Raw genomic sequence first — 23,132 nt, 5'->3', positions numbered from 1 at the left:
ACCGTGCTGAGCCGCGACATCGCCGCCCAGGCCATCTTCCCCGCCGTGGATCCGCTGGACTCCACCTCGCGGATCATGGACCCGCTGGTCATCGGCGAGGAGCACTACCGCGTCGCCCGTTCGGTCCAGGAAGTGCTGCAGCAGTACAAGGCGCTGAAGGACATCATCGCCATCCTGGGCATGGACGAGCTGTCGGAAGACGACAAGCTGGTCGTGTCGCGCGCCCGCAAGATCCAGCGCTTCCTGTCGCAGCCCTTCTTCGTGGCCGAGCAGTTCACCAACTCGCCCGGCAAGTTCGTCGAGCTGGCCGACACGATCCGCTCGTTCAAGGGCATCGTCGCCGGCGAATACGACCACCTGCCGGAAGCCGCCTTCTACATGGTCGGCACGGTCGAGGAAGCCGTCGAGAAGGCCCAGAAGATGGCGGCCGAAGCTTAAACCTCTCACCGCTCACCCCGGCGAATGCCGGGGCCCAGATCACGGTCCGGATGGACGGGATCGGGGCTCCGGTGTTTGATCGGCCAATACGGAGTCTTTCCATCTGGGTCCCGGCATTCGCCGGGATGAGCGGATGGGAGAAGTGGCGAACATCATGGCTGGCAAACTTTCCTTCTCTCTCGTCTCGCCTGAGCGCGAGGTCTTCAACGGCCTCGTCGATCAGGTCGACGCGCCGGGCGTCGAGGGCGACTTCGGCGTCCTGGCCGAGCACGCCCCCTTCATGACGGCCCTGCGCGAAGGCGTGGTCACGGTCATCGACGGGGGTTCGCGCCGCCAGTTCGAGGTCCACGGCGGCTTCGCCGACGTGACCCCGGCCGGCCTGACCATCCTGGCCGAACAAGCCTCGGAAGTGGCCGCGGGCTGATCTGATCATGGCCGGACCGGGCGCTGTTCTGGTCATGGCCTGGATCGGCGCGGTCCTCGGACCCATCATCTGCATATTTCTGGTCCGGCGGTTGCTGCGCAGCCGCCGGATTTTTCTTGCAGGGAGTCTGGGCGGGGCTTTCGTGGCCGCATGGGGCCTGGGCGTCTGGGCCTTCCTGATCGAGCCGGCAACGCTGACGGTTCGGCATGTCACGGTCGAGAGCGCGACCTGGCGCGGTTCGCCGCTGCGCATCGGCGTCATCTCCGACACCCATGTGGCCGCGCCCCACACCGACGTCGCCCGCATCGAACGGCTGGTCGAGCGGATGAACGGCGAACGGCCCGATGTGGTCGTCCTGCTGGGCGACTATGCGGGCGGCCATGAACCGGCGGCCACGCGGGCCTTGCCCGAACAGTCGCAGATCCTGCGCGGCGTCGAGGCCTTCCGCGGTCTGTCCGCCCCGCTGGGCGTCCACGGCGTGCTCGGCAACCACGATTCCTGGTACGACGACGCGGCCATCAACGCCGCCCTGAACCGGGGCGGGGTGAGGGTTCTGGACAATCGCGCCGAACGGATCGCCCGCCCGGGTGGAGCTTTCTGGATCGCCGGTCTGGCGGACATGGAGTCGCCGCGCGAACCGCCCCTCGTTTCCGCCACCCTGCGTCAGGTCGTCGACGACGCCCCGGTCGTGGTCCTGACCCACTGGCCCGACCCGTTCGTCGACGTGCCGGATCGGGTCGCGCTGACCCTGGCCGGCCACACCCACTGCGGGCAGGTGAACCTGCCGGTGTTCGGACGGCTGGTGCACGCCTCACGCATGTCCGAACGCTGGGCCTGCGGCCAGTATGACGAGGGCGGTCGCAAGCTGTTCGTCACGGGCGGGGTCGGGGTGTCGATCCTGCCGGTGCGGTTCCGCGCGCCGCCTGAGATCGTGATCCTGACCCTGACCTCGCCGGTAGCCGCAGCGCCCCCGAACCGCTAGGGACGGGCCATGACCGTTCCTGACCTTCTTGGCGTCGTCGGCGTCCTGCTGATCCTCGTGGCCTACGCCGGCGCGACGACCAACCGGCTGGACGCGACCAAGGCGCCCGCCCTGCTGCTGAATCTGGCCGGCGCCCTGCTGATCCTGCTGTCGCTGTATTTCGACTTCAACCTGTCGGCGGTGCTGATGGAGGGAGCCTGGGCCCTCGTGGCGGTCATCGGCCTGATCCGACTGGCGCTTGGCGCCTCGCGGAAGCAGGGCTAGCCTTCGCCGCCTGATCCGGAGGCTCCGATGCTGGAACTGCGCCCCAACTGCGAGTGCTGCGACCGCGACCTGCCGTTCGACAGCGCCGAGGCCCGCATCTGCACCTTCGAATGCACCTTCTGCGCCGCCTGTGTGGACGGGGTGCTGAAGGGCGTCTGCCCCAACTGCGGCGGCGGCTTCGTCGCCCGCCCGATCCGGCCGGCGCATCTGATGGCGAAATATCCGGCCTCGACGAAGCGAGCGCTCAAGCCGCTGGGCTGCGCGGCGGCCTAGACCACCAGCGGCGCGAACACGGCCACGACCTGCTCATAGACGTCGCGCTTGAACGGCACGATCAGGTCCGGCGCCTCGTTCAGCGCGCCCCAGCGCCAGGCGTCGAACTCGATCTCGCCGTGGGCTTCCAGATCGATTTCGGACTCGTCGCCGGTGAAGTGGAAGGCGAACCAGCGCTGCTTCTGTCCGGCCCAGCCGCGCGCCTGTTTGGAGCCGCCGTAGCCTTCCGGAAAGTCGTAGACGATCCAGCCGTCGGTCGAGGCCATCAACTCGGCCGAGACGACTCCCGTTTCCTCGCCCAGTTCGCGGCGGGCCGCGGTTTCCAGGTCCTCGCCGTCGTCGACCCCGCCCTGGGGGAATTGCCAGTTATGCGGCCCCTCGGTCCCCGCGCGGCGCCCGTACCAGACGCGGCCGTCCGGATGGAACAGCACGACGCCGACGTTGGGCCGGTAGCGGGAGAGGTCTTTCATAGGGACTAGGGATTAGGGACTGGGGATTAGGGAGGGAAGAGGCATGGCGCGAGATCGCGGCCCGGCGAACCCCAATCCCCGGTCCCTGGTCCCTATCTTCCCGGCCGTTGCGTCATCGCACTTGCCGGCGCCAGCTGCAGGCCGCGCGCGTCGAGGTCGGCGGTCCAGCGGGCCACGGCCTCGACCGTGACCGGATAGCTGAAGCCCGTGCCCAGCGCCTGGCCATTGCCCTTGGCCAGGGCCTCCAGCGCGTTCAGCTGGCCGACGATGGCGGCGGGCGTCTGTTGCTCGTCGATGACCCGGTTGGCGCTGGCGCGGGCCCAGGCGCCGGGCCGGCGGCTCATCGAACCGTCGTCGAGGAAGGCGACGCCGCGCTGGCGCAGGATGCCCAGGAAGGCGGTCATGCCGGCGTCCGAGCTGGCGAACCGGTCGCCCATATAGTTGGTGACGCCGAAATAGCCGACAGCCCGACCCAGCAGCCAGTTCATCTTGGACTGGATGTCGGCGGACTGGCCCGAGGCCAGCAGGGTGTAGGGGCCCGGATCGTTGTCGGGATAGCCGGTGGGCTCCATCGGCATTTCCAGCATGACCTCATGGCCCTGGGCGCGGGCCAGGTCGATCCAGGTCTGCAGGCCCTCGGCGTAGGGGACGAAGCTCAGGGTGACCTCGGCGGGCAGGCGTTCGATGGCCGCTCGGGTGGTCACGGCGTTCAGGCCCAGGCCGCCGACGATCAGGGCGACACGTGGGCGGCCGTTCGAGCGGAACGGGCGGGCATAGGCCTGGGCCGGCACGCGGCCGTCCGTGGCGATGGTCGGCAGGGGGCCGTTGGGACCCGGCTGGCTCAGCCCGGCAATGGGGGCGGCCGGCAGGGGCGAGGCCGTCACGCGCGGGGCGGTGACCGGGGCGCCGTTGCCCGAGACGGTGGCGCCGTTCGGCAGGGTGATGACCGCCTCGCCCGACAGGGCGGGATCGACCGCCCCGCCTTCGACCGCCAGATCCTGCCAGGAGCCGTAGGCGCCCATGGAGAAGGCCTCGAGGCCGGTGGGAGTCGGGGCGGCGACGACGGCTTCGCGCTTCAGCGCCGCGCGGGCCGAGGGGGCGCCGGCGCGGGGATCGCCCAGCACAGTGATGAACAGGGCGGCGGCGGCCATCAGCATCAGGCCGGCGCCGGCGACGGCGACCGGCGGCTTGCTGAGCAGGCGGGTGACGGGCGCGAGGTTTTCACGCATCGACCGGCGCACCGGGGGAATCGCGGCGGTGGCGGCCAGGACGGATTGGCGTTTGGCGAACATGGGCAGACTGGACGCTTGATACGGGGATCCGCGAAGCGGACTCCTTCAGGCGCCACAGTGGCGGGCGTCGGTTAAGAAAGCCTAACGCGCGTTAGGCATGGGGACGCCCGCCCCCTGACGTCCCGCAGCTAGTTCTCCGGCGCGGGCTCCGGCTCGACCGCGGCCAGGGTCGCGCCGGGCTCGGACACCACCACGCCCTCGGGCGCGGCGGCCAGCCGGGTCAGGTTCCCGCCCGCGCGCAGCACGTCGAAGGCCCGCTCCAGCTGGTAGTCCTTGTCCTCGTCATAGCTCTCGCCGGGCGCCTCGCGGGGCGTGTGCGGCCCCTTGCGCTCGGCCCCGATCGACGAGTCCAGGGCCGTGGCGTAGGCGGCCTCGGAATAGATGAAGTTCGACCGCGACACGATCCGCGCCTCGGCGGCCGAGCGCGACACCTCCAGATCGGGCTCGACGCCGATCTTCTGGATCGAGGCCCCCGACGGCGTGTAGTAGCGCGCCGTGGTGATCGACAGCGCCCCGTCTGCGCCGCCGCGCAGCGGGATGACCGTCTGGACCGAGCCCTTGCCGAAGCTGGTCAGGCCGACCAGCGTCGCCCGCTGGTGATCCTTCAGCGCGCCGGCCACGATCTCCGAGGCCGAGGCCGATCCATAGTTGATCAGCACCACCAGCGGCAGGCCGCCGGTCTGGTCGCCCGGGCGGGCGGAGTAGCGCTGGATCTGGTCGGCCTTGCGCCCGCGCTGGGTGACGATCTCGCCGCGCTCGAGGAAGGCGTCGGACACGGCGATGGCCGCGTCCAGCAGGCCGCCGCCATTGTTGCGCAGGTCCAGGACGTAACCCTTGATGGCGGGGTTCTCGGTCTTGAGCCGGGCAATGGTCTCGCTCAGCTCGCGGCCGGTGTTCTCGTTGAAGGTAGAGACGCGCAGATAGCCGAACTCGCCCTCGACCCGGCCGGTGACGGACTCGATCTTGATGACCTCGCGCGTCAGGACGACCTCTTTCGGCTCCTCCCCGTCGCGCAGGAAGGTGACCTTGACCGAGGTGCCGACGGCGCCGCGCAGCTTCTCCGACACCTGGCTGACCGTCAGACCCGAGGCGTTCTGGCCGTCGATGGACGAGATGACGTCGCCGGCGTTGACGCCCGCGCGCGCTGCCGGTCCGCCGTCCATGGGCGAGATGACCTTCACCATCCCGGCCTCGGACTGGATGGTCAGGCCGACGCCCGAATAGGCCCCCGAGGTGCGCTCCTGCAGGTCGCCGTAGCCGTCGGGCGGCAGATAGTTGGAGTGGGGATCCAGGGCGGTCATCATGCCCTGCAGCGCCGCCTCGATCAGCTTCTTGTCGTCGACCGGANCGGGGCGGTGCCTCCGATCATGCTGGCGACGCCGCAGTATCCGGGCGGACGAGGTGCGCTCCTGCAGGTCGCCGTAGCCGTCGGGCGGCAGATAGTTGGAGTGGGGATCCAGGGCGGTCATCATGCCCTGCAGCGCCGCCTCGATCAGCTTCTTGTCGTCGACCGGAACGACATAGGCCTGCTCCACGATGCCGAGCACGTCGCCGAACAGCCCCAGCATGCGGAACGCTTCGTTGCGCGGGGTCTGGCCCACCGCGGTGGCGGCGCCCACGCCGACCATGGTCACGGCTGCGGCGCCAATCAGAAGCAGTTTACGCATGGGTCTCTTTCAACGGTCAGGCGGCGGCCGCGAACGCGGCGTCTTCAACAGATACGGACCGGCGAGCGACCAAATCGTGGCCGATCAGCGGTTCGCGGATAAAATCAGCGTCATCGCGGCTTGGGAAGCGGTTTCGCCCTTAACGCAACCACGGCGCCGGATCGATCGGCCGCTCGTCGCGTCGCAGTTCGAAGGCGATCTCGCCGTCCGCGCCCGAGCGGCCGAGGACCTGGCCGTCGGCGACCCGGTCGCCCGTCTCCACCGCCGCCTCGTCGAGGCCGGACACCACCGCGCGCCAGCCCGGTCCGAGGTCGAGGATCACCACCTGCCCCCAGCCGCTCAGCGGACCGGCGAAGGCGACCCGCCCTCCGGCCGGCGCCCGCGCCTCGGCCCGGTCCGCGCGCCAGCGCCAGCCGGTCGCGCCGCGGCCGAACCGCTGCGACGGGGCGCCGTCGACGGGCGGCGTCAGGCGGCTGCGGCCGGCGGGCAGGCGGGCGACTGCGGGTTCGGCCTCGGCGTCCGCGACCGGCACGGCGGCGCCCAGCGCCCTCAGCCGGGCCTCCAGCGCGCGGCTGGCCCGTTCCGCCGTCTGCGCCTCGGCCCGCAGCACGGCCTGAAGCGCCGTCTTGCGCGCTGTCAGCGCCTCGATGCGGGCGCGGCGGTCGCCCCGCGCGCTCTCGGTAGTGAACAGCTGTTCGCTGTTCAGGGCGGCGATGCGCCGGACGCGGTTCACCTCGTCCTGGCGGTCGGCCAGCCCCTGGGCGCGGGCCTGCAGCGTCGGGGCCATGGCGCGGATCAGGATCGAGGCGCGCACCGTGTCGACCGCCCTGTCGGCGGAAACCAGCAGCGGCGGCGGCGGGCGACGGCTCATCATCTGCAGCGCCGACAGCAGCCGGCCCTGCCGGCCCCGCGCCTGCGACAGCTGGGCCACCAACGCCCCCTCGCGCGCGCCGAGTTCGCGCAGCCGGGCGCGCTGGGCCAGGATCAGCCGGTCATCCTCGCCGACCGCGGTCCGCAGCTGATTCAGCGACCGCTCCAGCCCGGCCAGTTCGGCGGTGGCCTCGGCCGCCTCGGCCCGCAGGCGTCGCGCGCGCGCCTGTTCGTCGCGGAACTCGGCCTGAAGCCGCGCCACCTCCGTCACCGGCGCGGCGGCGCCTGCCGGCAGGGCGGTCAGGCTCAGACACAGGATCAGGACCAGCGGACGCATCAGTCGCGATGATAGGGCGATCCGGCCAGGATGGTCACGGCGCGATACAGCTGTTCCGCCAGCATCGCCCGCGCCAGCGCATGCGGCCAGGTCTGGGGCCCGAAGGCCAGGGTCGAGCCGGCCGCGGCGCGCACGCTCTCGTCCAGCCCGTCGGCCCCGCCGATGGCGAACACCAGCCGGCGCTCGCCCCGGTCGCGCAGCATGGCGATATGGTCGGCGAAGGCGCGGCTGGAGAAGGTCTTGCCGCGCTCGTCGCAGGCGATCAGATGCGCGCCCTCGGCGGCCTTGAGGATCAGCTCGGCCTCGGGCGCCCTGCCCGGCTTGCGCGGTTCGAGGTCGACCAGCTCCAGCGGGCCGAGACCGAGCGCCCGCCCGGCCAGCGTCGCGCGCTCGGCGTAGTCGGTCGCCAGCGCGGCCTCTGGCCCCCGCCCCGGCTTGCCGATGGCGATGACGGCCAGCTTCATCCGGTGATCAGGAAATCAGGCGCGGGCGTCGACGCGGTGGCCGCTCTCGACCGACCAGATCTTCTCGATGTTGTAGAATGCGCGCACTTCCGGGCGGAACAGGTGGACGATGACGTCCCCCGCATCCAGCAGCACCCAGTCGCAGTGCGGCAGGCCCGAAACCTTGACCTTGCCCAGACCCTGTTCCTTCAGCGCGCGCTGAAGGTGGTCGGCCAGGGCGCCGACGTGCCGGTGCGACCGCCCGGAGGCGATGATCATGGTGTCGGCCATCGGGCTTTTGCCCTTCAGGTCGATGAGGACGATGTCCTGCGCCTTGTCGTCGTCGAGACGCGACAGGATCGCCGTTTCCAGCGCGGTTGAGCCGACGGGAAGGGGAGCCTGCGGACCGTCTTCTGAGCGGATGGGTTCGAATTCGTCCATCTCGNAGGACGATGTCCTGCGCCTTGTCGTCGTCGAGACGGGCAAGGATCGCCGTTTCCAGCGCGGTTGAGCCGACGGGAAGGGGAGCCTGCGGACCGTCTTCTGAGCGGATGGGTTCGAATTCGTCCATCTCGTGCGCCGTGTTCGAAACGGCGGTGTCTTGCGCGTCGTGCGCGGGCGAGGGGGTCAGCGGAAGGCTCCGGGGAGATTACTAAAGCGGAAGCCTATCACAAATGCGCGGCGGCGTCACGCGCGGCCCGCAACGCGGTCGACGAGCGCGGATTCAGCGGCGCCGTCAGATAGGTCCAGGCGGGCGCGTCGAGGTCGGGCAACAGGCGCGCACGGGCGGCCGGAACCCGCGCCGAGGCGAAGCGGGCGGCGGCCGGGGCGGTGCGGCTGTCCAGCTGGCTGCCGGGCCTGGCGATCACCGCCATGGGCATCATCCGCATGATGTCGGTCCAGCCGCGCCATTTGTGAAAACTGGCCAGATTGTCGGATCCCATCAGCCAGACGAAGCGCACGCCGGGGTGCCGGGCCGTCAGGGCGCGCAGGGTGTCCACCGTCCATTGCGTGCCGGCGCGGGTCTCGAAGTCCGAAACCACCATGGCCCGGCCGTCCGCCGCCAGCCTCGCCGCCGCCCGCGCCGAGGCCATGCGTTCGGCCAGGGGCGCGCTGTCGCGGGCGTCCTTGAGCGGGTTCTGCGGCGACACCAGCCAGACGACCCGGTCCAGCCCCAGCCGCCGCATGGCCGTCTCGGCGACATGGGCGTGTCCGTCATGGGCCGGATTGAAGGAGCCCCCGAACAGCCCGACCGCCATTCCGGGCTGAAGATCCAGCCCGTCGCGCAGGGCGCCGGGGCGGGGCCCCTGGGCTTTCGGCGCGGGACCGGCGTGGAAGAAGGACAAGGCGGCAGGGCTCGCGGGGACTTATGCTCACAAGGGAGCTAACACGCCCGGACGGGCGGGGCTACGGCGCCCAGCCGCCCGGCGTCTCCATGACCGTCTCATCTTCCTCGGCCGGGGCGATCTCGCCGCGGTCCTTGCGCACCTCGGTCCAGGCGGCGCGCAGCAGTTCGGTCACGCCCTCGCCCGAGACGCCGGACACCAGCATGGGCCGTCGGCCGGCGACGGCCTCCAGCTCGGCGGCCTTCTCCTCGCGCGCCTCGGGGGTCAGGGCGTCGACCTTGTTCAGGGCCAGCACCTCGGCCTTGTCGGCCAGGCCCGCGCCGTAGGCCTCCAGCTCATGCCGGATGGTGCGGTAGGCGCCGGCGACGTCGTCCTGGGTTCCGTCGATCAGGTGGATCAGGCAACCCGAGCGCTCGACATGGCCGAGGAAGCGGGTGCCCAGGCCGGCCCCTTCCGAGGCGCCCTCGATCAGGCCGGGGATGTCGGCGATGACGAACCGCTCGGTGGGCGACAGGTCGACCACCCCGAGGTTGGGCACCAGGGTGGTGAAGGGATAGTCGGCGATCTTGGGCCGCGCGGCGCTGGCGGCCGCCAGGAAGGTCGACTTGCCGGCGTTGGGCAGGCCGGCCAGGCCGACGTCGGCGATCAGTTTCAGCCGCAGCCAGATCCAGCGTTCCTGGCCTTCCTGGCCCGGGTTGGCGTAGGCGGGCGCCTGGTTGGAGGGGCCCTTGAAATGGACATTGCCCCAGCCGCCATTGCCGCCCTTGAGCAGCAGTTCGGTCTTGCCGACATGGTCCATGTCCAGCAGCACCGTCTCCTTGTCGTCGTCCAGCACCTGGGTGCCGACCGGGACCTTGAGGATGACGTCCTCGCCCTTGGCCCCGTGCATCTGGCGACCCATGCCGTGGACGCCGGTCTGGGCCTTGAAATGCTGCTGGTAGCGGAAGTCGATCAGGGTGTTCAGGCCGTCCATGGCCGTGATCCAGACGTTGCCGCCATTGCCGCCGTCGCCGCCGTCCGGCCCGCCGTTGGGGATGAATTTCTCCCGTCGGAATGACACGCAGCCCGCCCCGCCGTTGCCGGAGCGGATGTAGATCTTGGCCTGGTCGAGAAACTTCATGGCGGGCTTATGCCGCAAGAGAGCGGCGATTTACAGGCGGGGCGTGTCACGGTGCTCTCCCTCCCCCGAAGTGGGGAGGGATGTCGGCGCGGAGCGACGACAGGGTGGGGAATTGCGAAGCCGGCGCTGTCGGTGCGGGGCTGGCGTTCCCCACCCGGGCTCGGCTGCGCCTCGCCGTCCCTCCCCATGAAGGGGAGGGAGACGCGTCTTGAATCCTACCCCTTGGCCCACACCCCGAACGGATCGCTCCACGGCATGTCCAGCGCCTCGGCGACGGCCGGATAGGTGATCTCGCCCTTCAGCACGTTGAGGCCGCGCGCCAGATGCGGATTCTGCTTCAGCGCCTCCAGACCCTTGTCCGCCAGGGCCAGGCCGAACGGCAGGGTGGCGTTGTTCAGGGCTTCGGACGAAGTCCGCGGCGCGGCGCCGGGCATGTTGGCGACGCAATAGTGGACCACGCCGTCGATGACATAGGTCGGGTCCTCGTGGGTCGTGGCGTGGCTGGTCTCGAAACAGCCGCCCTGGTCGATGGCGACGTCGACCAGCACAGAGCCGGGCTTCATCTGCTTCAGGTGTTCGCGCTTGATCAGCTTGGGGGCCTCGGCCCCGGGGACCAGCACGGCGCCGATGATGACGTCGGCCTTGACCATCTCCTCCTCGATCGCGCCGATCGAGGAATAGCGGGTGATGACCCGGCCCTGGGTGACTTCGTCGATATAGGCCATGCGCGGGATCGAGCGTTCCAGCACCACGACCTCGGCGCCCAGGCCCATGGCCATGCGGGCCGCGTTCAGGCCGACGACGCCCCCGCCCAGCACCAGCACGCGCGCCGGGGCCACGCCCGGGACGCCGCAGAACAGCAGCCCCATGCCGCCGTTGTGCTTCAGCAGGGTCTCGGCGGCCGAGAAGACGGCGATCCGGCCCGCCACTTCGGACATCGGCGCCAGCAGCGGCAGGCCGCCTTGCGCGTTCGTCACGGTCTCATAGGCCACGGCGGCGCATTTCGACGCCAGCAGGCCCTTGGTCTGTTCGGGATCGGGCGCCAGGTGCAGATAGGTGAACAGGATCTGGCCCTCGCGGACGCCGAAGTCAGTGATAGCGGCGGATGAGGCCGACCAGCTTGCCCTGAACCTCGACCTGATCCGNGGGATCGGGCGCCAGGTGCAGATAGGTGAACAGGATCTGGCCCTCGCGGAGCATTTCCCACTCGACCTTCTGCGGCTCCTTCACCTTCACGATCATGTCGTTGTCGGCGAAGACGGTCCTGGCGTCGGCGACGATCTTCGCGCCCGCCTTCTTGAAGTCCGCGTCGGTGAAGCCCGCGCCGAGGCCCGCGCCCGTCTCGATCGAGACCGAGTGGCCGTGGGCGACGTATTCACGCACCGCGGTCGGCGTCAGGCCGACGCGATGTTCGTTCTTCTTGATTTCCCTGGGGACGCCGACGCGCATGACCGTTTCCTCTGCCGATGGGACGGGCGGCTCTGTGCGGCCGCTTCGTTTCGGGCGGCAATCTAGCGGCGGTCCCACCGCAGGTTCCTGTTCTTTTCGGCGGGTGAACGGCATAAAGTCGCAGACTCTGCGAGAGAGGCCCGCTTTGAAGACCGTTTCCGCCGTCGCCCTTGACGACACCGACCGGAAGATGATCCGCGCCCTGCAAGGCGACGGGCGCATGACCAACGCCGATCTGGCCCGGACGGTGAACCTGTCCGAGAGCGCCTGCCTGCGCCGCCTGCGCGCGCTGGAGGCCGCCGAGGTGATCAGCCGCTACGCCGCCATCATCAACGAACGCGCCGTGGGCCTGCCGATCAGCGTCTTCGTGACGGTGACCCTGTCGTCCCAGGCCGAGGCCTCGCTGACCGCCTTCGAGACCGCCATCGCGACCGTGCCCGAGGTGGTCGAATGCTATCTGATGACCGGCGGCTCGGACTATCTGCTGCGGCTGGTGGTGCGCGACGTCGACGATCTGGAGCGGGTCCACTCGCGCGAGCTGACGCGGATCCCGGGTGTGACCCGGGTGTCGTCGAGCGTGGCCATGCGAACGGTGGTGAAGCGCGGGGCCTTGCCGGTCTGAGCGGCGTCAGCCGCCCGCGGCGCCGGCGGCCATCGTATCCTGGATGCTGATGATCGCCGGCGTCAGGATGACGATGAACAGGACGGGCAGGAAGAACAGGATCATCGGCACGGTCAGTTTGGCCGGCAGGGCCGCGGCCTTCTTCTCCGCCGCCGAGAGACGCATCTCGCGGTTCTCCTTGGCCATGGTGCGCAGGGCCGAGCCCAGCGGCGTGCCGTAGGTCTCGGCCTGGGTCATGGCGGTGGCGACCGATTTGACGCCCGGATGGTTGGTTCGCTTGGCCAGGCCCTCATAGGCCATCCGCCGGTCCGGGAGGTAGCTGAGCTCGGCCGACAGCAGGGTCATCTCCTCGGCCAGGTCGATGGACGAGCCGCCGATCTCCTGGCTGACCTTCTGGATCGCCGCCTCGATCGACATGCCGGCCTCGACGCAGATCAGCAGCAGATCCAGCGCATCCGGGAAGGCCTGCATGATCGAGGTGCGGCGCTTGGAGATGCGGTTGGCGAGAAAGATGTTGGGCGCATAGAAGCCGATCACCGCGGCGACCATGCTGATGGTCAGCCGTGTCATCACCGGCATGCCGAAATCGTTGACCACGAACAGGTAGAGGGCCGCGATCGCGAGGAAGACGAAGGGCATGGAGAAGCGGAAGAAGTAGAAGGTGGTCAGCGGCTTGGGCCCGCGATACCCGGCCTGGGCCATCTTGTCGGCGACCTTGGGGTCTTCCAGCAGCTTGGTCAGGTTCAGCCGTTCCACGACCCGCTTCTTGAAGCCCTCGTCGGTATGCCGGAGGTTCTGCGGGCCGCTGTTCTGGGAGGCGATCGCCTGGCGCGACCGGCGCTTCAGCTCCTCGCGGCGCACCGCGACGGCCTGCATCCGGCTTTCCAGTTTGGCCCCGCCCCCGAACGAACCGAGCAGCGTCACCAGGGTGGCGAACACCAGCACCCCCACGCCGAGGCTCAGCAGATTCTGGAGGTTGGTGAAGAACGCAATCACGGGCCGGTTCCTAGAACTTGAAGGAGATCATCTTCTTCATCACGAAGATGCCGAAGCTCATCATCGCCACGGCCACGAACAGCATGAACTGGCCGCGCGGGTCGGTGAAAAGCTTGGCCATGTAGGCGGGGGTGGTGATGCTGACCAGGATCATCACCGCAGGCGGCAACGAGCCGATGATGCCGGCCGAGGCGGTCGCCTCGGATGACAGCGCCTTGATCTTCTCGCCCATCATCTTGCGGGCCCGCAGCACGACCGAAAGGTTGTTCAGGGCCTCGGCCAGGTTGCCGCCGGTCTTCTGCTGGATGGCGATGACGATGGAGAAGAATTTCAGCTCGGGCGTCGGCATGCGCTCATACATCTTGTCCAGGGCCTGGGCCAGGGTCAGGCCGACGCCGAGCCCCTCGACCAGGTTCTGAAACTCGGCCCCGAGAGGCTGCGGGCTCTCGCGCGCGATGATCTTGAAACAGTCGTGGACCGGCAGGCCCGACTTGATGCCGCGCACGATGACATCGACGGCGTCGGCGAAATGGCTCGAGAATTTCTTGCGCCGCCGCTTGCCCAGCATCCCCACCCACCAGCGCGGCAGGCCCAGGCCGACGACGAAGGCGATCCCGAGGGCGATCAGGATGTTCAGGCCGAAAACCAGCGGCAGCAGGAAGGCGAACACGCCGAGTACGCCGCTGATGATCCAGAAGGTCGAGGGCTTGGTCTTCAGCCCGGCCTGTTTCAGCTTGGCCTTCAGGCTGATGCGCGCCTTGCGCTCGGCGCGCTCCGATTCCTGGAGCTGCTGCATGATCTGCTTGCGCCGGGCCTCGGGGGTGTTGGCGGCGGCCGCCTTCTTCGAGGCTGCATTGGCCTGTTTCGGCCCCCCGAAGCCTTCAGCGCGCTTGAGCGCCGCATCGGTGGAGTCGCCGCCGCCGACAAAGGCCCAGCCGAGGCCGCCGATGGTGATGAAGGCCAGAACCGCGGCGAGGATCGGCAGCATCGCGGCCTACTCCGCCGCGTCGAGGGCTTCCGCCAGCTCGCGCTCCAGCCCGTAGTAGCGGGCGCGGTCCCAGAAGCGCGGACGGGCGATGCCGGTCGAGCGGTGGCGGCCGATGATCTTGCCGTTCTCGTCCTCGCCGGTGATCTCGTAGACGAACAGGTCCTGGGTGACGATGACGTCGCCYTCCAGCCCGACCACCTCGGTGATGTGGGTGATGCGGCGCGARCCGTCGCGCAGRCGCGCGGCCTGGACGATGACGTCGACCGAGCCGACGATCATCTCGCGGATGGTCTTCNACCTCGGTGATGTGGGTGATGCGGCGCGAGCCGTCGCGCAGGCGCGCGGCCTGGACGATGACGTCGACCGAGCCGACGATCATCTCGCGGATGGTCTTGGACGGAAGGCCGTAGCCGCCCATGGTGATCATGGACTCCATCCGGCTGATGGCCTCGCGCGGGCTGTTGGCGTGCAGCGTGCCCATGGAGCCGTCGTGGCCGGTGTTCATGGCCTGCAGCAGGTCGAACGCTTCCGGGCCGCGCACCTCGCCGACGATGATCCGCTCGGGACGCATGCGCAGGCAGTTCTTCACCAGGTCGCGCATGGTGATCATGCCCTGACCCTCGAGGTTGGGCGGGCGGGTCTCCAGACGCACCACATGCGGCTGCTGCAGCTGCAGTTCGGCGGCGTCCTCGCAGGTGATGACGCGCTCGGTCGGGTCGATGAAGGCCGTCAGGGTGTTCAGCAGGGTGGTCTTGCCCGAGCCCGTGCCGCCCGAGATGACCAGATTACAGCGCGAGGCGCCGATGACGCCGAGCACGCGGGCGCCCTCGGGACTGATGGAGGCGAACTCCACCAGATTCTTCATCGTCAGCTTGTCTTTCTTGAACTTCCGGATCGTCAGCGTCGGGCCGTCGATGGCCAGCGGCGGGGCGATGACGTTGACGCGCGAACCGTCCGGCAGGCGGGCGTCGCAGATCGGGGAGCTCTCGTCGACCCGGCGGCCGACCTGCGACACGATCCGCTGGCAGATGTTCATCAGCTGGGCGTTGTCGCGGAAACGGACGTTGGTCAGCTGGACCTTGCCGCCGACCTCGATGAAGACCCGGCCGGCGCCGTTGACCATGATGTCGGCGATGTCGTCGCGGGCCAGCAGCGGCTCCAGCGGTCCATAGCCGAGGACGTCGTTGACGATGTCCTGGACCAGGTGCTCCTGCTCGGCCACCGACATGGAGACGTTCTTGATCGCCACCAGTTCGGCGACGATGTNCCGGCGCCGTTGACCATGATGTCGGCGATGTCGTCGCGGGCCAGCAACGGCTCCAGCGGCCCGTAGCCGAGGACGTCGTTGACGATGTCCTGGACCAGGTGCTCCTGCTCGGCCACCGACATGGAGACGTTCTTGATCGCCACCAGTTCGGCGACGATGTCCCGGATCTCCTCGGAGGCGGCCTTGGTGTCGAGCTGGGCCAGCTGGGCCAGATCGATGGTGTTCATCAGGGCGTTGAAGATCGTCGTCTTGGTCGCGTGATAATAGTCCGACTGCTCGCGGACGATCTCGGCGACGGCCTGGGCCTTCTTCAGCTGTTCGTAGCCGGGCGTCGCCTTGGGGCCGGGCCCCTTCTGGGGCGCTTCGCCCACGCCCGTCGGCTTCGGACGCATGGCCAGGGCGTCCAGCCGATCAGCGGCCGGCGACGCGGGTTTGGCGGCGTAGGATTCGGCCTTGCGCGCCGCGGTCTGGGCCTGGTCGGCGGTCTGTTCGCCGCCGAAGGCGAAGGCCTCGGTCTGGATGCCCGGGACGGGCTGGGCGGTCGGCGCGGGCTGGACGGCGGGCGCGGCCGGTCGCGGCGCCGTCGCCACATTTCCGGTCTGACCTGTGCGCTTGCCGAACACCCGTTATGACTTCTTCTTGAACAGGCCGCTGAACATGGACCTGCCTTCGCCCTTGGCCTTGGGACCCGTCACCATCGGGAGTTCGCGGCGCGAGACGATCTGGGCCAGGGTCTGGAAGGCTTCGGCGGCCTTGGACTTGGCCCCCGCGTCCAGGATCATCTGGCCGTTGTTGGCGGCCGCGCCGAACGTCTTGGGATCGAACGGGATGATCAGGCTGGGATGGACGCCGAGGGCGGCGCCGAAATCCTTGGCCGGAATTTCCGGGCGGCCGGGAACGCCGACCTGGTTCAGCACCAGCCGCGGCGGGGCGTCGTTGGGGCGCCCCTGCTTGATCAGGTCGATCATGTTCTTGGCGTTGCGCAGCGAAGCCAGATCGGGGGTCGCGACGATGACGACTTCGTCGGCCGCGATCAGGGTGCGACGCATCCAGCCCGACCACAGATGCGGCAGGTCGAGGACCACGAAGGGCGCGGTCGAGCGAATCTGGGTCGTCACCTCCTCGAACGCCTCGGGCGAGATGTCCCAGTCGACGTCCAGGGTGGCCGGGGCCGCGAACAGGCTGAGCTTGTCGGTGCAGCGGACCATCATCCGGTCCAGCAGCAGCGGGTCGAGGCGGTCCGGCTGGCTGAGCGCGTCGGCCACGCCGCTGAGTGGGTCCTGGTTGAAGTCCAGGCCGGCGGTGCCGAACGGGAGATCGTAGTCGACGATGACGGTGTTGGCGCCGATCCGCTCGCTCATCGCATAGGCGGTGTTGTGAGCGACCGAGCTGGAGCCGGTGCCGCCGCGCGCGCCGACGAAGGCGATCGAGCGGCCGACGAAGGGCTGCGCCGGATCCGCGAACAGGCCGCCGATCGCGGCGATCAGCTGCAGCGGCTGCAGCGGCGCGACCAGATACTCGCTCACGCCGCGGCGCATCAGTTCGCGGAACAGCAGGATGTCGTTGGTGGCGCCGACGACGACGACCTTGGTGCCGGCGTCGCAGACCTCGGCCAGCTGGTCGACTTCCCACAGCAGGGTCTGCGGGTCCTTCATGCACTCGACCACGATCAGCGGCGGCGTGGGCTCGTGCTGATAGGCCTCGACGGCCGCGGCCACGCCGCCGATGCGGATCTGGGTGGTGGCGCGCGACAGGCGGCGGTCCTGACCGGCGCGCTCGGCGGCGGCCAGGGTGTCCTGGCGCTCGGCGAAGACATGGATGGCGATGCGCGGCACGGACACTTCGGCGGTGTGGGCCCCGCTGAGCGTCGGGGCCGAAAAGGCCGAGGCTGCGCCGGCCACCAGCTCGCCGACCGGATTGAAGCCGGCTACGGCCGGAACCGCCGCGTCGGGGTCATGCAGGGACGGGGCCGGCCCTGCGGGCGGCCCGGCGACGGCCGGCGGGGTGAACTGGAGGGGCGGCCGCTGATCCGCCGGCGGTTCGCCCGGAAGGGGGGCGGGTTCGTTGAGGCCGGGTCCCGCCGCCGCGGCCTCTGGCGTTACATAGCCCATGTCGGGATCGAACTCGTCGTCGAACTCGTCAAAGGGCTGGGGGGCGAAGGCGTTGCTCATCACGCTATTCCACGGCCCGGGCGATCTGGCCGTTCACCAGCGGCTCCTGGGGCGTCGAACTGGCCTGCCCCTTGCGGTAGTGATCGAAGACCACGGCGGCGCGGCCGGAATCGGCCGGCGTCATCGGCCGGGCCCCGAGGATGTCGCGGGGGTCGGCGATCTGGGCGGCCATGTTGGCGGTGATGGCGCAGCCCAGGCTGGCCGAGCTCTGGTTCGAGAAGCGGGGGCCCAGGTTCCGCGCCGCGCTGGCGCAGTCGGGGATCGAGGCGCGCACCGTCTCGAAACCGGCCAACACCGGGGCGCGAGGGTCAGGCGCGGCGTAGGCCGCCATCTGGATGCGCTCGCCCGGGACCCCGGCGCCCTGCAAGGCGGCGCGGACGGCGTAAGCCTGTGCGACGGCGACCGGATCCTCGCCGGCCGGCGCCTCGACCTTGATCCAGCCATGCCCCGATGCGCCGTAGCGGGCGGCGAGCTGGCCCACCGCGTCACGCTGATTGGCGGAAAGGCCCTGGTCGTGCACCGCGAGCGCGATCCGGTCCAGGCCCGGCTCCACCTGAAGCCCGTAGCGGGACAGCGGGGTCAGGGGCGCCTCGGCATCGCTGCCCATCATCGGGGCGCAGCCCGCGGCTCCCAAGCCGAGAGCGAGGACGAAAATCGCGGAAGCGGAGATACGCATGGCCGGATTCCTCATTCGATCACATAGCCCACGGGGCCGGTCCAGCCGGCGTCCGATCCGGTCGTCGTCCCGCCGGCCGGCCGGTACTGCTGGTTCAACTGGCCGAACAGCAGGGTCTGGGCGTCATTGGCGATGATCAGGCCGTCGGCCGGCGTCTGCATGCGGCCGGGCGAGGTCGGCGAGACGATGTAGGCCTCAACGATGATCACCAGTTCGGTTTCACCGGACAGGTAGTCGCGCGACCGGAACAGGGAGCCCAGCACCGGCAGGCTGCCGATGCCCGGCAGCTGGTCGATGTTCTGGCGGGTGTCCTCGCGCAGCAGGCCGGCGATCATCATCGACCCGCCGGACGGCAGTTCGATCGTGGACGAGGCGCGGCGCACGTTGAGGGCGGGAATGACCAGGGCGTCGTCGGCCGTTCCGCCGAGCGTGAAGGCTCCGGCCGTGCTCAGTTCCGAAACCTCGGTCGACAGCTGCAGCGAAATGCGCCCCTGCGACAGGACGATGGGACGGAAGGCGAGGCGCACGCCGAACGGCTTGAACTCGATGCCGATCGTCGTCTGGCCCGTGGCGGAGTCCACGCTGCGTCCGACGGGCACGGGGAACTCGCCCCCGGCCAGGAATTCGGCGTTCTCACCGTTGACGGATGTCAGGTTGGGCTCGGCCAGGATGCGCACCAGGCCGGCGCGTTCGAAGGCGCGCAACCGGGTTTCCACGCCTCCGCCACTTCCATTTCGATCGAGAAAGTTGAGCAGACCCCCACCGAGTTGGCTGCCGTTGACCGCGAAGGTCGCGTTCTGAACGAAGCCCAGACCGTCCCCGATGTCGGAGACGAACGCGTTCACGTCCAGGCCCAGCTGCTTGATCGCTGTGCGTTGCACCTCGATCACCCGGGCCTTGAGCATCACCTGGTCAGAGCCGGCGATGGTCATCATGTTGATGACCTTCTCGGGCGCCGAGACGAAGGCGCGCGCGACCTGGGCGGCGCGGTCAGCCTCGCCTGGACTGTCGACGGGGCCGGTCAGGATGATGCTGTCGTTGACCGCCTCGGCCCGGACCCGGGATCCCGGCATGATCCGGCCCAGGGTGTCCTGCAAGGCCGAAACGCCGGCATCCACGCGGATGCGCAGGGACAGGATGGTGCGACCGGCGGCGTCCAGAACCACGGCGTCGGTCTCGCCGGGCTGCAGGCCGATGATGGTGATGCGGCGCGGCGAATGCAGCATGGCCTCGGCGACCACCGGGTTCGGCACGATCACATCGCGTGCGTCCGACGGCAGATCGATCGCCATCGACGAGCCCCGCGGCAGATTGATCAGTTGCGCGCCGGCCCCCATGGGCAGGGCTGCACGGGACTGGGCCTGGGCCACGTCCGGCAGCAGCGGGACGGGAGCGACGACCGTGAGACCGGCCAGGGCGAGGGCGATCAGGCGTTTCATTGGACCACCACCACTTCGGGCGCGCCGCCGCGGAACACGCGCACGGGGGTTGATTGTCTGGCGGGTGGAGCGACCCGGCCGGACGGACCGCCAGTGTCGGCGTAGGAACGCAGGACAAGGCTGAGTTCACCCTCGGACTTGGCCAGAGCAAGGGCCTCCGTGTCGCGGGGGCCGAGTTCGAGGGTGGCCGTCGCGCCGACCACAGCCTGTTCGTCGTCACCGGCCCGCGTCGACTGGTCGATCGCGAGCACCTTGACGTTCTGCATGACGGTGGAGGACGCGAATTTCGACCGGTCGCCGGCCCCTTCGCCCGCGTTGGCGAGATTGGTCTCGCGGGTCAGCAGGACATCGACCCGGTCGCCCGGCAGGATGAAGCCGCCGGCGGCCGTCTCGACCGTCACGCGGATGGCCATGGCCCGCATGCCCGGTTCCAGGTAGGCGGCCATATAGCCGCTGTCGCCGGCGCGCACGATCTTGCGACCGACGATGGGCTCTCCCGCCAGAATGGGTTCGCGCACGACCGACCCGATATAGTCCGCCTTGGCCCCGCCGGTCGCCAGATCCGTGGCGGCGCGGGTCACCGAGGCGACAGCGCCTTCCGGCTTGTCCGCGGGCGCGGCGGGCGCCCCGGCGGCCGGCACGGGCACGCTTCCGTCGGTGATGAAGGCCGGATTGACCTCGTCGACCGGCCAGTCCTTCCAGTCCAGATCACCCTCGGTCAGGCGTTGTCCGGGCTGCAGATCCTTGGCGGCGACAAGCACCTTGGCCATGGGCCGGGTCGGAACGACGGCGGCAGTGGCGACGGCGGTGGGGATTTTCGAGGGTGATCCCATCGCGCGCACGACCAGGGCCAGGCCGATGGCGGCCACGGCGGCGACACAGATCACGATGATACGGGCGGGCTTCATCGACGGTCTCCGGCAGAACCGGGCCGGACCGTTGAGTCGGCCCTTTGGTCCCTACCGTTAACGACCATGCCGGGCCCGGGTTAACGCGGGCCTAAGTGGTTGTTACCCGGCGATGAAGGCGGCGACCAGGGGCGAGGCGGGATAGGCCATCAGGGCGCCCGCCGCGATGGCGACGCCATATGGAATGTCGCCGCGGGGCTCCATCAGCTGCACCACCCAGCCCGGCGCGCCGAGCAGATAGGGCCGTGAATGGAAGCGGGCGAACAGCAGCGCCAGGCAGAAGACGCCGCCGATGACGCCCGTCCAGAGCAGGAACATGCCGGAACCGGACAGGCCCAGCCACAGGCAGGCGGCGGCCATCAGCTTGGCGTCGCCGCCGCCGATCCAGCGCAGGGCGAACATGCCCGCGCCCACGACCAGCGTCAGGGCGGCGATGCCCAGGTTGGCGAGGACGGTGGCGGGATCCAGTCCCACGACCAGGGCGGCGGGAAAGAAGGCCAGAACCAGCAGCCCCGAGATCCAGTTCGGGATCTTCATCGAGGTCAGGTCCTTGAGGCCCGCCACGATGACGAGGGCCGGCATCACGGCGAGAAGGCACAAGGTCACGGTGTCCATGGACATCATCTGACATGGACGCGGTTAAAGCGGGGTTGCCGGAACGGGGTCTCCGGAAACAGAGAGGCCGGGACGATCGTCCCGGCCTTCCGCAGTTTCACCTGTGTGGCGACCTAGGCGCCGGCGGTGCCGCCCATGCCGGTCACGACATCGTTGAACTTGGTCTTGATGGTCGAGCCCAGGGCCGTCACGGCCGAGATGATGACGACCGCGATGAGGGCGGCGATCAGGCCGTACTCGATGGCCGTGGCGCCCGACTCGTCGGACNGGTCGAGCCCAGGGCCGTCACGGCCGAGATGATGACGACCGCGATGAGGGCGGCGATCAGGCCGTACTCGATGGCCGTGGCGCCCGACTCGTCGGACAGGAATTGCGAAACGAATTTGGTCATAGCCGCCTCCCGGGATTGGTCCATCGCCGTCGGCGGGGCGCCGGGGGCCGATGGAACCGTGCGAGACTTGACGCGGATCGGTTAAGCATCCGCGCAGGAAACCGCTTACCGGGCCGTTCACCACAAAGGCTTTTCGTCATGGCGCCAAAGCAGAAGGGCCGGGGCGTTTCCGCCCCGGCCCTTCGCCGGTTTCAGACGTTCGTCCGGGCCTTAGGCGCCGGCGGTGCCGCCCATGCCGGTGACGACGGCGTTGAACTTGGTCTTGATGGTCGAGCCCAGGGCCGTCACGGCCGAGATGATGACGACCGCGNCGGTGACGACGGCGTTGAACTTGGTCTTGATGGTCGAGCCCAGGGCCGTCACGGCCGAGATGATGACGACCGCGATGAGGGCGGCGATCAGGCCGTACTCGATGGCCGTGGCGCCCGACTCGTCGGACATGAACTTCGAAACAAACTTGGTCATTGGATTTCCCTTTGAATGGAGTGAAGCGAGCTACTCAAAACGGGGGGAGCCGGTAGCCCGCCTGACCCCCAAACGCAGGACTGTTTTCGCGCATGTCAGTTAAAACAGGGTGGTCGGGCGTAGTTACCGGGCGATTCACTCTGAATATTCGCCCGCCAGTTTTTCGGGATCCGGCCCTCGGACGACGAAAGGGCCGGGCGTTTCCGCCCGGCCCTTCGCCAGTCCCCGGACAGTCCGGTCGGAGCCTCAGGCGCCGGCGGTGCCGCCCATGCCGGTGACGACGGCGTTGAACTTGGTCTTGATGGTCGAGCCCAGGGCCGTCACGGCCGAGATGATGACGACCGCGNGGCGCCGGCGGTGCCGCCCATGCCGGTGACGACGGCGTTGAACTTGGTCTTGATGGTCGAGCCCAGGGCCGTCACGGCCGAGATGATGACGACCGCGATGAGGGCGGCGATCAGGCCGTATTCGATGGCCGTGGCGCCCGACTCATCGGACATGAATTTCGATACAAACTTGGTCATGGCTGAAATCCTTCTGCGTTTAAGCGAGCAATCGTTGACACCACCGGGGTCTTCGGCTTTGCCCGCTTGACCCCCTTGCTACATCTTCACCATGCACGCCGCCGATTAAGGACGAGTAAAACGGGACCGCCCCGGAGCGGTTTCTTTATTGACGACGCGTTTACTATAACGGACTGCATCATTGCACGATTTCAGACTTTATTGAGGTTTACAGAGCAGTGTCCGGACCACGCTTACGCGCGCGCTGTTCACTGGAAGTCGACGCCATGCTCCGTCCCGCCCGATCCGCCGCCCGACTGGGCGCCGCCCTCGCCTCCGTCGCCATCCTGGCCCTTCCCGGAGTCGGCGCCGCACAGTCGGCCCGGCTGAGCGTCGAGATCGATCAGGCCGCGCGGGTCCAGCTGCGCGGCCCGGCCGGCTCCGTGATCGTAGGCAATCCGCTGATCGCCGATGTGACGGTCGTGGATTCCAACACGCTCTATATTACCGGCAAGGGCTACGGCGTGACCGAGATCGTGGCGGTCGACAGCATCGGCCGCACCGTATTCCAGAGCGAAGTCATCGTCACGGCTGGCTCCGGCGCCGGCCGCGTTCGCGTCTGGCGCGGCGGCCAGGCCACGGAGATGGCGTGCGCCGCCTCGTGTTCACCGTCCTTGCGCGGGACCAGCGGTCCCCCGACGCCGTAAGGACCCGCC

General features: G+C 69.2%; 24 protein-coding genes and 7 pseudogenes. 7 read left to right on the top strand and 24 right to left on the bottom strand.

The window, feature by feature from the left end:
• The 5 genes and pseudogenes from ASD25_RS21015 to ASD25_RS20995 all read left to right on the top strand — a co-directional run.
• Positions 1–438 (top strand): annotated as a pseudogene (locus ASD25_RS21015) (F0F1 ATP synthase subunit beta); the annotation flags it as partial.
• A 154-nt stretch (positions 439–592) separates the two neighbouring features.
• The gene (locus ASD25_RS21010; RefSeq protein ID WP_055831782.1) at positions 593–862 is read left to right on the top strand and encodes an ATP synthase F1 subunit epsilon; all 270 of its coding nucleotides are present in this window, start codon (positions 593–595) and stop codon (positions 860–862) included.
• Between the two features lie 7 nt (positions 863–869).
• On the top strand, positions 870–1,844 hold the full coding sequence (locus tag ASD25_RS21005) for a metallophosphoesterase (protein WP_055831698.1): 975 nt from the start codon (positions 870–872) through the stop codon (positions 1,842–1,844).
• A 9-nt stretch (positions 1,845–1,853) separates the two neighbouring features.
• On the top strand, positions 1,854–2,108 hold the full coding sequence (locus ASD25_RS21000) for a hypothetical protein (RefSeq protein ID WP_055831697.1): 255 nt from the start codon (positions 1,854–1,856) through the stop codon (positions 2,106–2,108).
• Positions 2,109–2,135: 27 nt separating this feature from the next.
• Positions 2,136–2,381 carry a DUF1272 domain-containing protein gene (locus tag ASD25_RS20995; RefSeq protein WP_055831696.1) on the top strand — a complete coding sequence of 82 codons (246 nt, stop codon included), beginning with the start codon at positions 2,136–2,138 and terminating at the stop codon, positions 2,379–2,381.
• Here the strand turns inward: ASD25_RS20995 and ASD25_RS20990 are convergent.
• From ASD25_RS20990 to ASD25_RS30655, 10 genes and pseudogenes are all read right to left on the bottom strand, one after another.
• Positions 2,378–2,851: an RNA pyrophosphohydrolase gene (locus ASD25_RS20990; RefSeq protein WP_055831695.1), complete on the bottom strand. Its 474-nt coding sequence runs from the start codon at positions 2,849–2,851 to the stop codon at positions 2,378–2,380. The genes ASD25_RS20995 and ASD25_RS20990 overlap by 4 nt on opposite strands.
• Before the next feature lie 92 nt (positions 2,852–2,943).
• Complete coding sequence (locus ASD25_RS20985) at positions 2,944–4,143, bottom strand: divergent polysaccharide deacetylase family protein (RefSeq protein ID WP_055831694.1); 1,200 nt, start codon at positions 4,141–4,143, stop codon at positions 2,944–2,946.
• Positions 4,144–4,271: 128 nt separating this feature from the next.
• Complete coding sequence (locus ASD25_RS20980; RefSeq protein ID WP_255356185.1) at positions 4,272–5,471, bottom strand: S41 family peptidase; 1,200 nt, start codon at positions 5,469–5,471, stop codon at positions 4,272–4,274.
• A gap of 478 nt (positions 5,472–5,949) precedes the next feature.
• Positions 5,950–7,017, bottom strand: coding sequence for a murein hydrolase activator EnvC (locus ASD25_RS20975; RefSeq protein WP_082560168.1), 1,068 nt, complete (start codon positions 7,015–7,017; stop codon positions 5,950–5,952).
• Positions 7,017–7,481: a 23S rRNA (pseudouridine(1915)-N(3))-methyltransferase RlmH gene (rlmH, locus tag ASD25_RS20970; RefSeq protein ID WP_055831691.1), complete on the bottom strand. Its 465-nt coding sequence runs from the start codon at positions 7,479–7,481 to the stop codon at positions 7,017–7,019. The genes ASD25_RS20975 and rlmH overlap by 1 nt, the downstream gene beginning before the upstream one ends.
• A 15-nt stretch (positions 7,482–7,496) precedes the next feature.
• Positions 7,497–7,901 (bottom strand): ribosome silencing factor, encoded by a 405-nt coding sequence (rsfS, locus tag ASD25_RS20965; RefSeq protein WP_082560167.1) that lies wholly within the window; start codon positions 7,899–7,901, stop codon positions 7,497–7,499.
• Positions 7,902–8,128: 227 nt separating this feature from the next.
• Positions 8,129–8,806 carry a nicotinate-nucleotide adenylyltransferase gene (locus ASD25_RS20960; RefSeq protein ID WP_055831690.1) on the bottom strand — a complete coding sequence of 226 codons (678 nt, stop codon included), beginning with the start codon at positions 8,804–8,806 and terminating at the stop codon, positions 8,129–8,131.
• A gap of 61 nt (positions 8,807–8,867) precedes the next feature.
• Complete coding sequence (gene obgE, locus ASD25_RS20955) at positions 8,868–9,926, bottom strand: GTPase ObgE (protein ID WP_055831689.1); 1,059 nt, start codon at positions 9,924–9,926, stop codon at positions 8,868–8,870.
• Between the two features lie 215 nt (positions 9,927–10,141).
• Positions 10,142–10,996: pseudogene (locus ASD25_RS20950) on the bottom strand (alanine dehydrogenase); the annotation flags it as partial.
• 76 nt (positions 10,997–11,072) lie between these two features.
• A pseudogene (locus tag ASD25_RS30655) lies at positions 11,073–11,375 on the bottom strand (alanine dehydrogenase); the annotation flags it as partial.
• A gap of 145 nt (positions 11,376–11,520) precedes the next feature.
• On the opposite strand from ASD25_RS30655, the gene ASD25_RS20940 reads away from it, so the two are divergent.
• Positions 11,521–11,997, top strand: coding sequence for an Lrp/AsnC family transcriptional regulator (locus ASD25_RS20940; protein ID WP_255356184.1), 477 nt, complete (start codon positions 11,521–11,523; stop codon positions 11,995–11,997).
• A 6-nt stretch (positions 11,998–12,003) separates the two neighbouring features.
• On the opposite strand, the gene ASD25_RS20935 is transcribed toward ASD25_RS20940, so the two are convergent.
• The 14 genes and pseudogenes from ASD25_RS20935 to ASD25_RS20890 all read right to left on the bottom strand — a co-directional run.
• Complete coding sequence (locus tag ASD25_RS20935) at positions 12,004–12,993, bottom strand: type II secretion system F family protein (RefSeq protein WP_055831687.1); 990 nt, start codon at positions 12,991–12,993, stop codon at positions 12,004–12,006.
• Between the two features lie 10 nt (positions 12,994–13,003).
• Complete coding sequence (locus tag ASD25_RS20930) at positions 13,004–13,981, bottom strand: type II secretion system F family protein (protein ID WP_055831686.1); 978 nt, start codon at positions 13,979–13,981, stop codon at positions 13,004–13,006.
• Between the two features lie 6 nt (positions 13,982–13,987).
• Positions 13,988–14,194: pseudogene (locus ASD25_RS32260) on the bottom strand (CpaF family protein); the annotation flags it as partial.
• Positions 14,195–14,277: 83 nt separating this feature from the next.
• Positions 14,278–15,247 (bottom strand): annotated as a pseudogene (locus tag ASD25_RS20925) (CpaF family protein); the annotation flags it as partial.
• Between the two features lies 1 nt (position 15,248).
• Positions 15,249–15,871 (bottom strand): annotated as a pseudogene (locus ASD25_RS33330) (CpaF family protein); the annotation flags it as partial.
• A gap of 3 nt (positions 15,872–15,874) precedes the next feature.
• Positions 15,875–17,419 (bottom strand): CpaE family protein, encoded by a 1,545-nt coding sequence (locus tag ASD25_RS20920; protein WP_055831684.1) that lies wholly within the window; start codon positions 17,417–17,419, stop codon positions 15,875–15,877.
• A 4-nt stretch (positions 17,420–17,423) separates the two neighbouring features.
• Positions 17,424–18,095: a CpaD family pilus assembly protein gene (locus tag ASD25_RS20915; protein WP_082560165.1), complete on the bottom strand. Its 672-nt coding sequence runs from the start codon at positions 18,093–18,095 to the stop codon at positions 17,424–17,426.
• Positions 18,096–18,106: 11 nt separating this feature from the next.
• A complete protein-coding gene (locus ASD25_RS20910; protein WP_055831683.1) occupies positions 18,107–19,534 on the bottom strand; it encodes a type II and III secretion system protein family protein in 1,428 nt (475 codons plus the stop codon).
• A complete protein-coding gene (cpaB, locus tag ASD25_RS20905) occupies positions 19,531–20,442 on the bottom strand; it encodes a Flp pilus assembly protein CpaB (protein WP_055831682.1) in 912 nt (303 codons plus the stop codon). The genes ASD25_RS20910 and cpaB overlap by 4 nt, the downstream gene beginning before the upstream one ends.
• A gap of 102 nt (positions 20,443–20,544) precedes the next feature.
• On the bottom strand, positions 20,545–21,057 hold the full coding sequence (locus ASD25_RS20900; protein ID WP_055831681.1) for a prepilin peptidase: 513 nt from the start codon (positions 21,055–21,057) through the stop codon (positions 20,545–20,547).
• A gap of 175 nt (positions 21,058–21,232) precedes the next feature.
• Positions 21,233–21,324, bottom strand: a pseudogene (locus tag ASD25_RS33325) (Flp family type IVb pilin); the annotation flags it as partial.
• A 1-nt stretch (position 21,325) separates the two neighbouring features.
• The coding region (locus ASD25_RS29655; RefSeq protein WP_235562820.1) for a Flp family type IVb pilin at positions 21,326–21,448 on the bottom strand (123 nt) is incomplete at its 3' end.
• Positions 21,449–21,759: 311 nt separating this feature from the next.
• On the bottom strand, positions 21,760–21,913 hold a 154-nt coding region (locus ASD25_RS32255; RefSeq protein WP_156389406.1), incomplete at its 3' end, for a Flp family type IVb pilin.
• A 347-nt stretch (positions 21,914–22,260) separates the two neighbouring features.
• Positions 22,261–22,437: Flp family type IVb pilin (locus ASD25_RS20890; RefSeq protein WP_156389405.1), on the bottom strand; the 177-nt coding region annotated here is incomplete at its 3' end.
• A 266-nt stretch (positions 22,438–22,703) separates the two neighbouring features.
• On the opposite strand from ASD25_RS20890, the gene ASD25_RS20885 reads away from it, so the two are divergent.
• Complete coding sequence (locus tag ASD25_RS20885; RefSeq protein ID WP_055831678.1) at positions 22,704–23,123, top strand: pilus assembly protein N-terminal domain-containing protein; 420 nt, start codon at positions 22,704–22,706, stop codon at positions 23,121–23,123.
• Positions 23,124–23,132 lie beyond the last annotated feature (9 nt).

The organism is Brevundimonas sp. Root1423 (assembly GCF_001426805.1).
Note: the sequence above shows the minus strand (reverse complement) of the source record. Positions and strands in the feature narration are given on the sequence as shown.

Bases quoted from the DNA above. Each gene is read 5' to 3' on its own strand.
- ASD25_RS20900 (WP_055831681.1), bottom strand. From the start codon at position 21,057: ATGGACACCGTGACCTTGTGCCTTCTCGCCGTGATGCCGGCCCTCGTC.
- cpaB (WP_055831682.1), bottom strand. From the start codon at position 20,442: ATGAAGCCCGCCCGTATCATCGTGATCTGTGTCGCCGCCGTGGCCGCC.
- ASD25_RS20990 (WP_055831695.1), bottom strand. From the start codon at position 2,851: ATGAAAGACCTCTCCCGCTACCGGCCCAACGTCGGCGTCGTGCTGTTC.
- rlmH (WP_055831691.1), bottom strand. From the start codon at position 7,481: ATGAAGCTGGCCGTCATCGCCATCGGCAAGCCGGGGCGGGGGCCAGAG.
- ASD25_RS21010 (WP_055831782.1), top strand. From the start codon at position 593: ATGGCTGGCAAACTTTCCTTCTCTCTCGTCTCGCCTGAGCGCGAGGTC.
- ASD25_RS20885 (WP_055831678.1), top strand. From the start codon at position 22,704: ATGCTCCGTCCCGCCCGATCCGCCGCCCGACTGGGCGCCGCCCTCGCC.
- ASD25_RS20975 (WP_082560168.1), bottom strand. From the start codon at position 7,017: ATGCGTCCGCTGGTCCTGATCCTGTGTCTGAGCCTGACCGCCCTGCCG.
- ASD25_RS21000 (WP_055831697.1), top strand. From the start codon at position 1,854: ATGACCGTTCCTGACCTTCTTGGCGTCGTCGGCGTCCTGCTGATCCTC.
- ASD25_RS20985 (WP_055831694.1), bottom strand. From the start codon at position 4,143: ATGTTCGCCAAACGCCAATCCGTCCTGGCCGCCACCGCCGCGATTCCC.
- ASD25_RS20915 (WP_082560165.1), bottom strand. From the start codon at position 18,095: ATGCGTATCTCCGCTTCCGCGATTTTCGTCCTCGCTCTCGGCTTGGGA.
- ASD25_RS20910 (WP_055831683.1), bottom strand. From the start codon at position 19,534: ATGAAACGCCTGATCGCCCTCGCCCTGGCCGGTCTCACGGTCGTCGCT.
- ASD25_RS21005 (WP_055831698.1), top strand. From the start codon at position 870: ATGGCCGGACCGGGCGCTGTTCTGGTCATGGCCTGGATCGGCGCGGTC.
- ASD25_RS20995 (WP_055831696.1), top strand. From the start codon at position 2,136: ATGCTGGAACTGCGCCCCAACTGCGAGTGCTGCGACCGCGACCTGCCG.
- obgE (WP_055831689.1), bottom strand. From the start codon at position 9,926: ATGAAGTTTCTCGACCAGGCCAAGATCTACATCCGCTCCGGCAACGGC.
- rsfS (WP_082560167.1), bottom strand. From the start codon at position 7,901: ATGGACGAATTCGAACCCATCCGCTCAGAAGACGGTCCGCAGGCTCCC.
- ASD25_RS20930 (WP_055831686.1), bottom strand. From the start codon at position 13,981: ATGCTGCCGATCCTCGCCGCGGTTCTGGCCTTCATCACCATCGGCGGC.
- ASD25_RS20920 (WP_055831684.1), bottom strand. From the start codon at position 17,419: ATGAGCAACGCCTTCGCCCCCCAGCCCTTTGACGAGTTCGACGACGAG.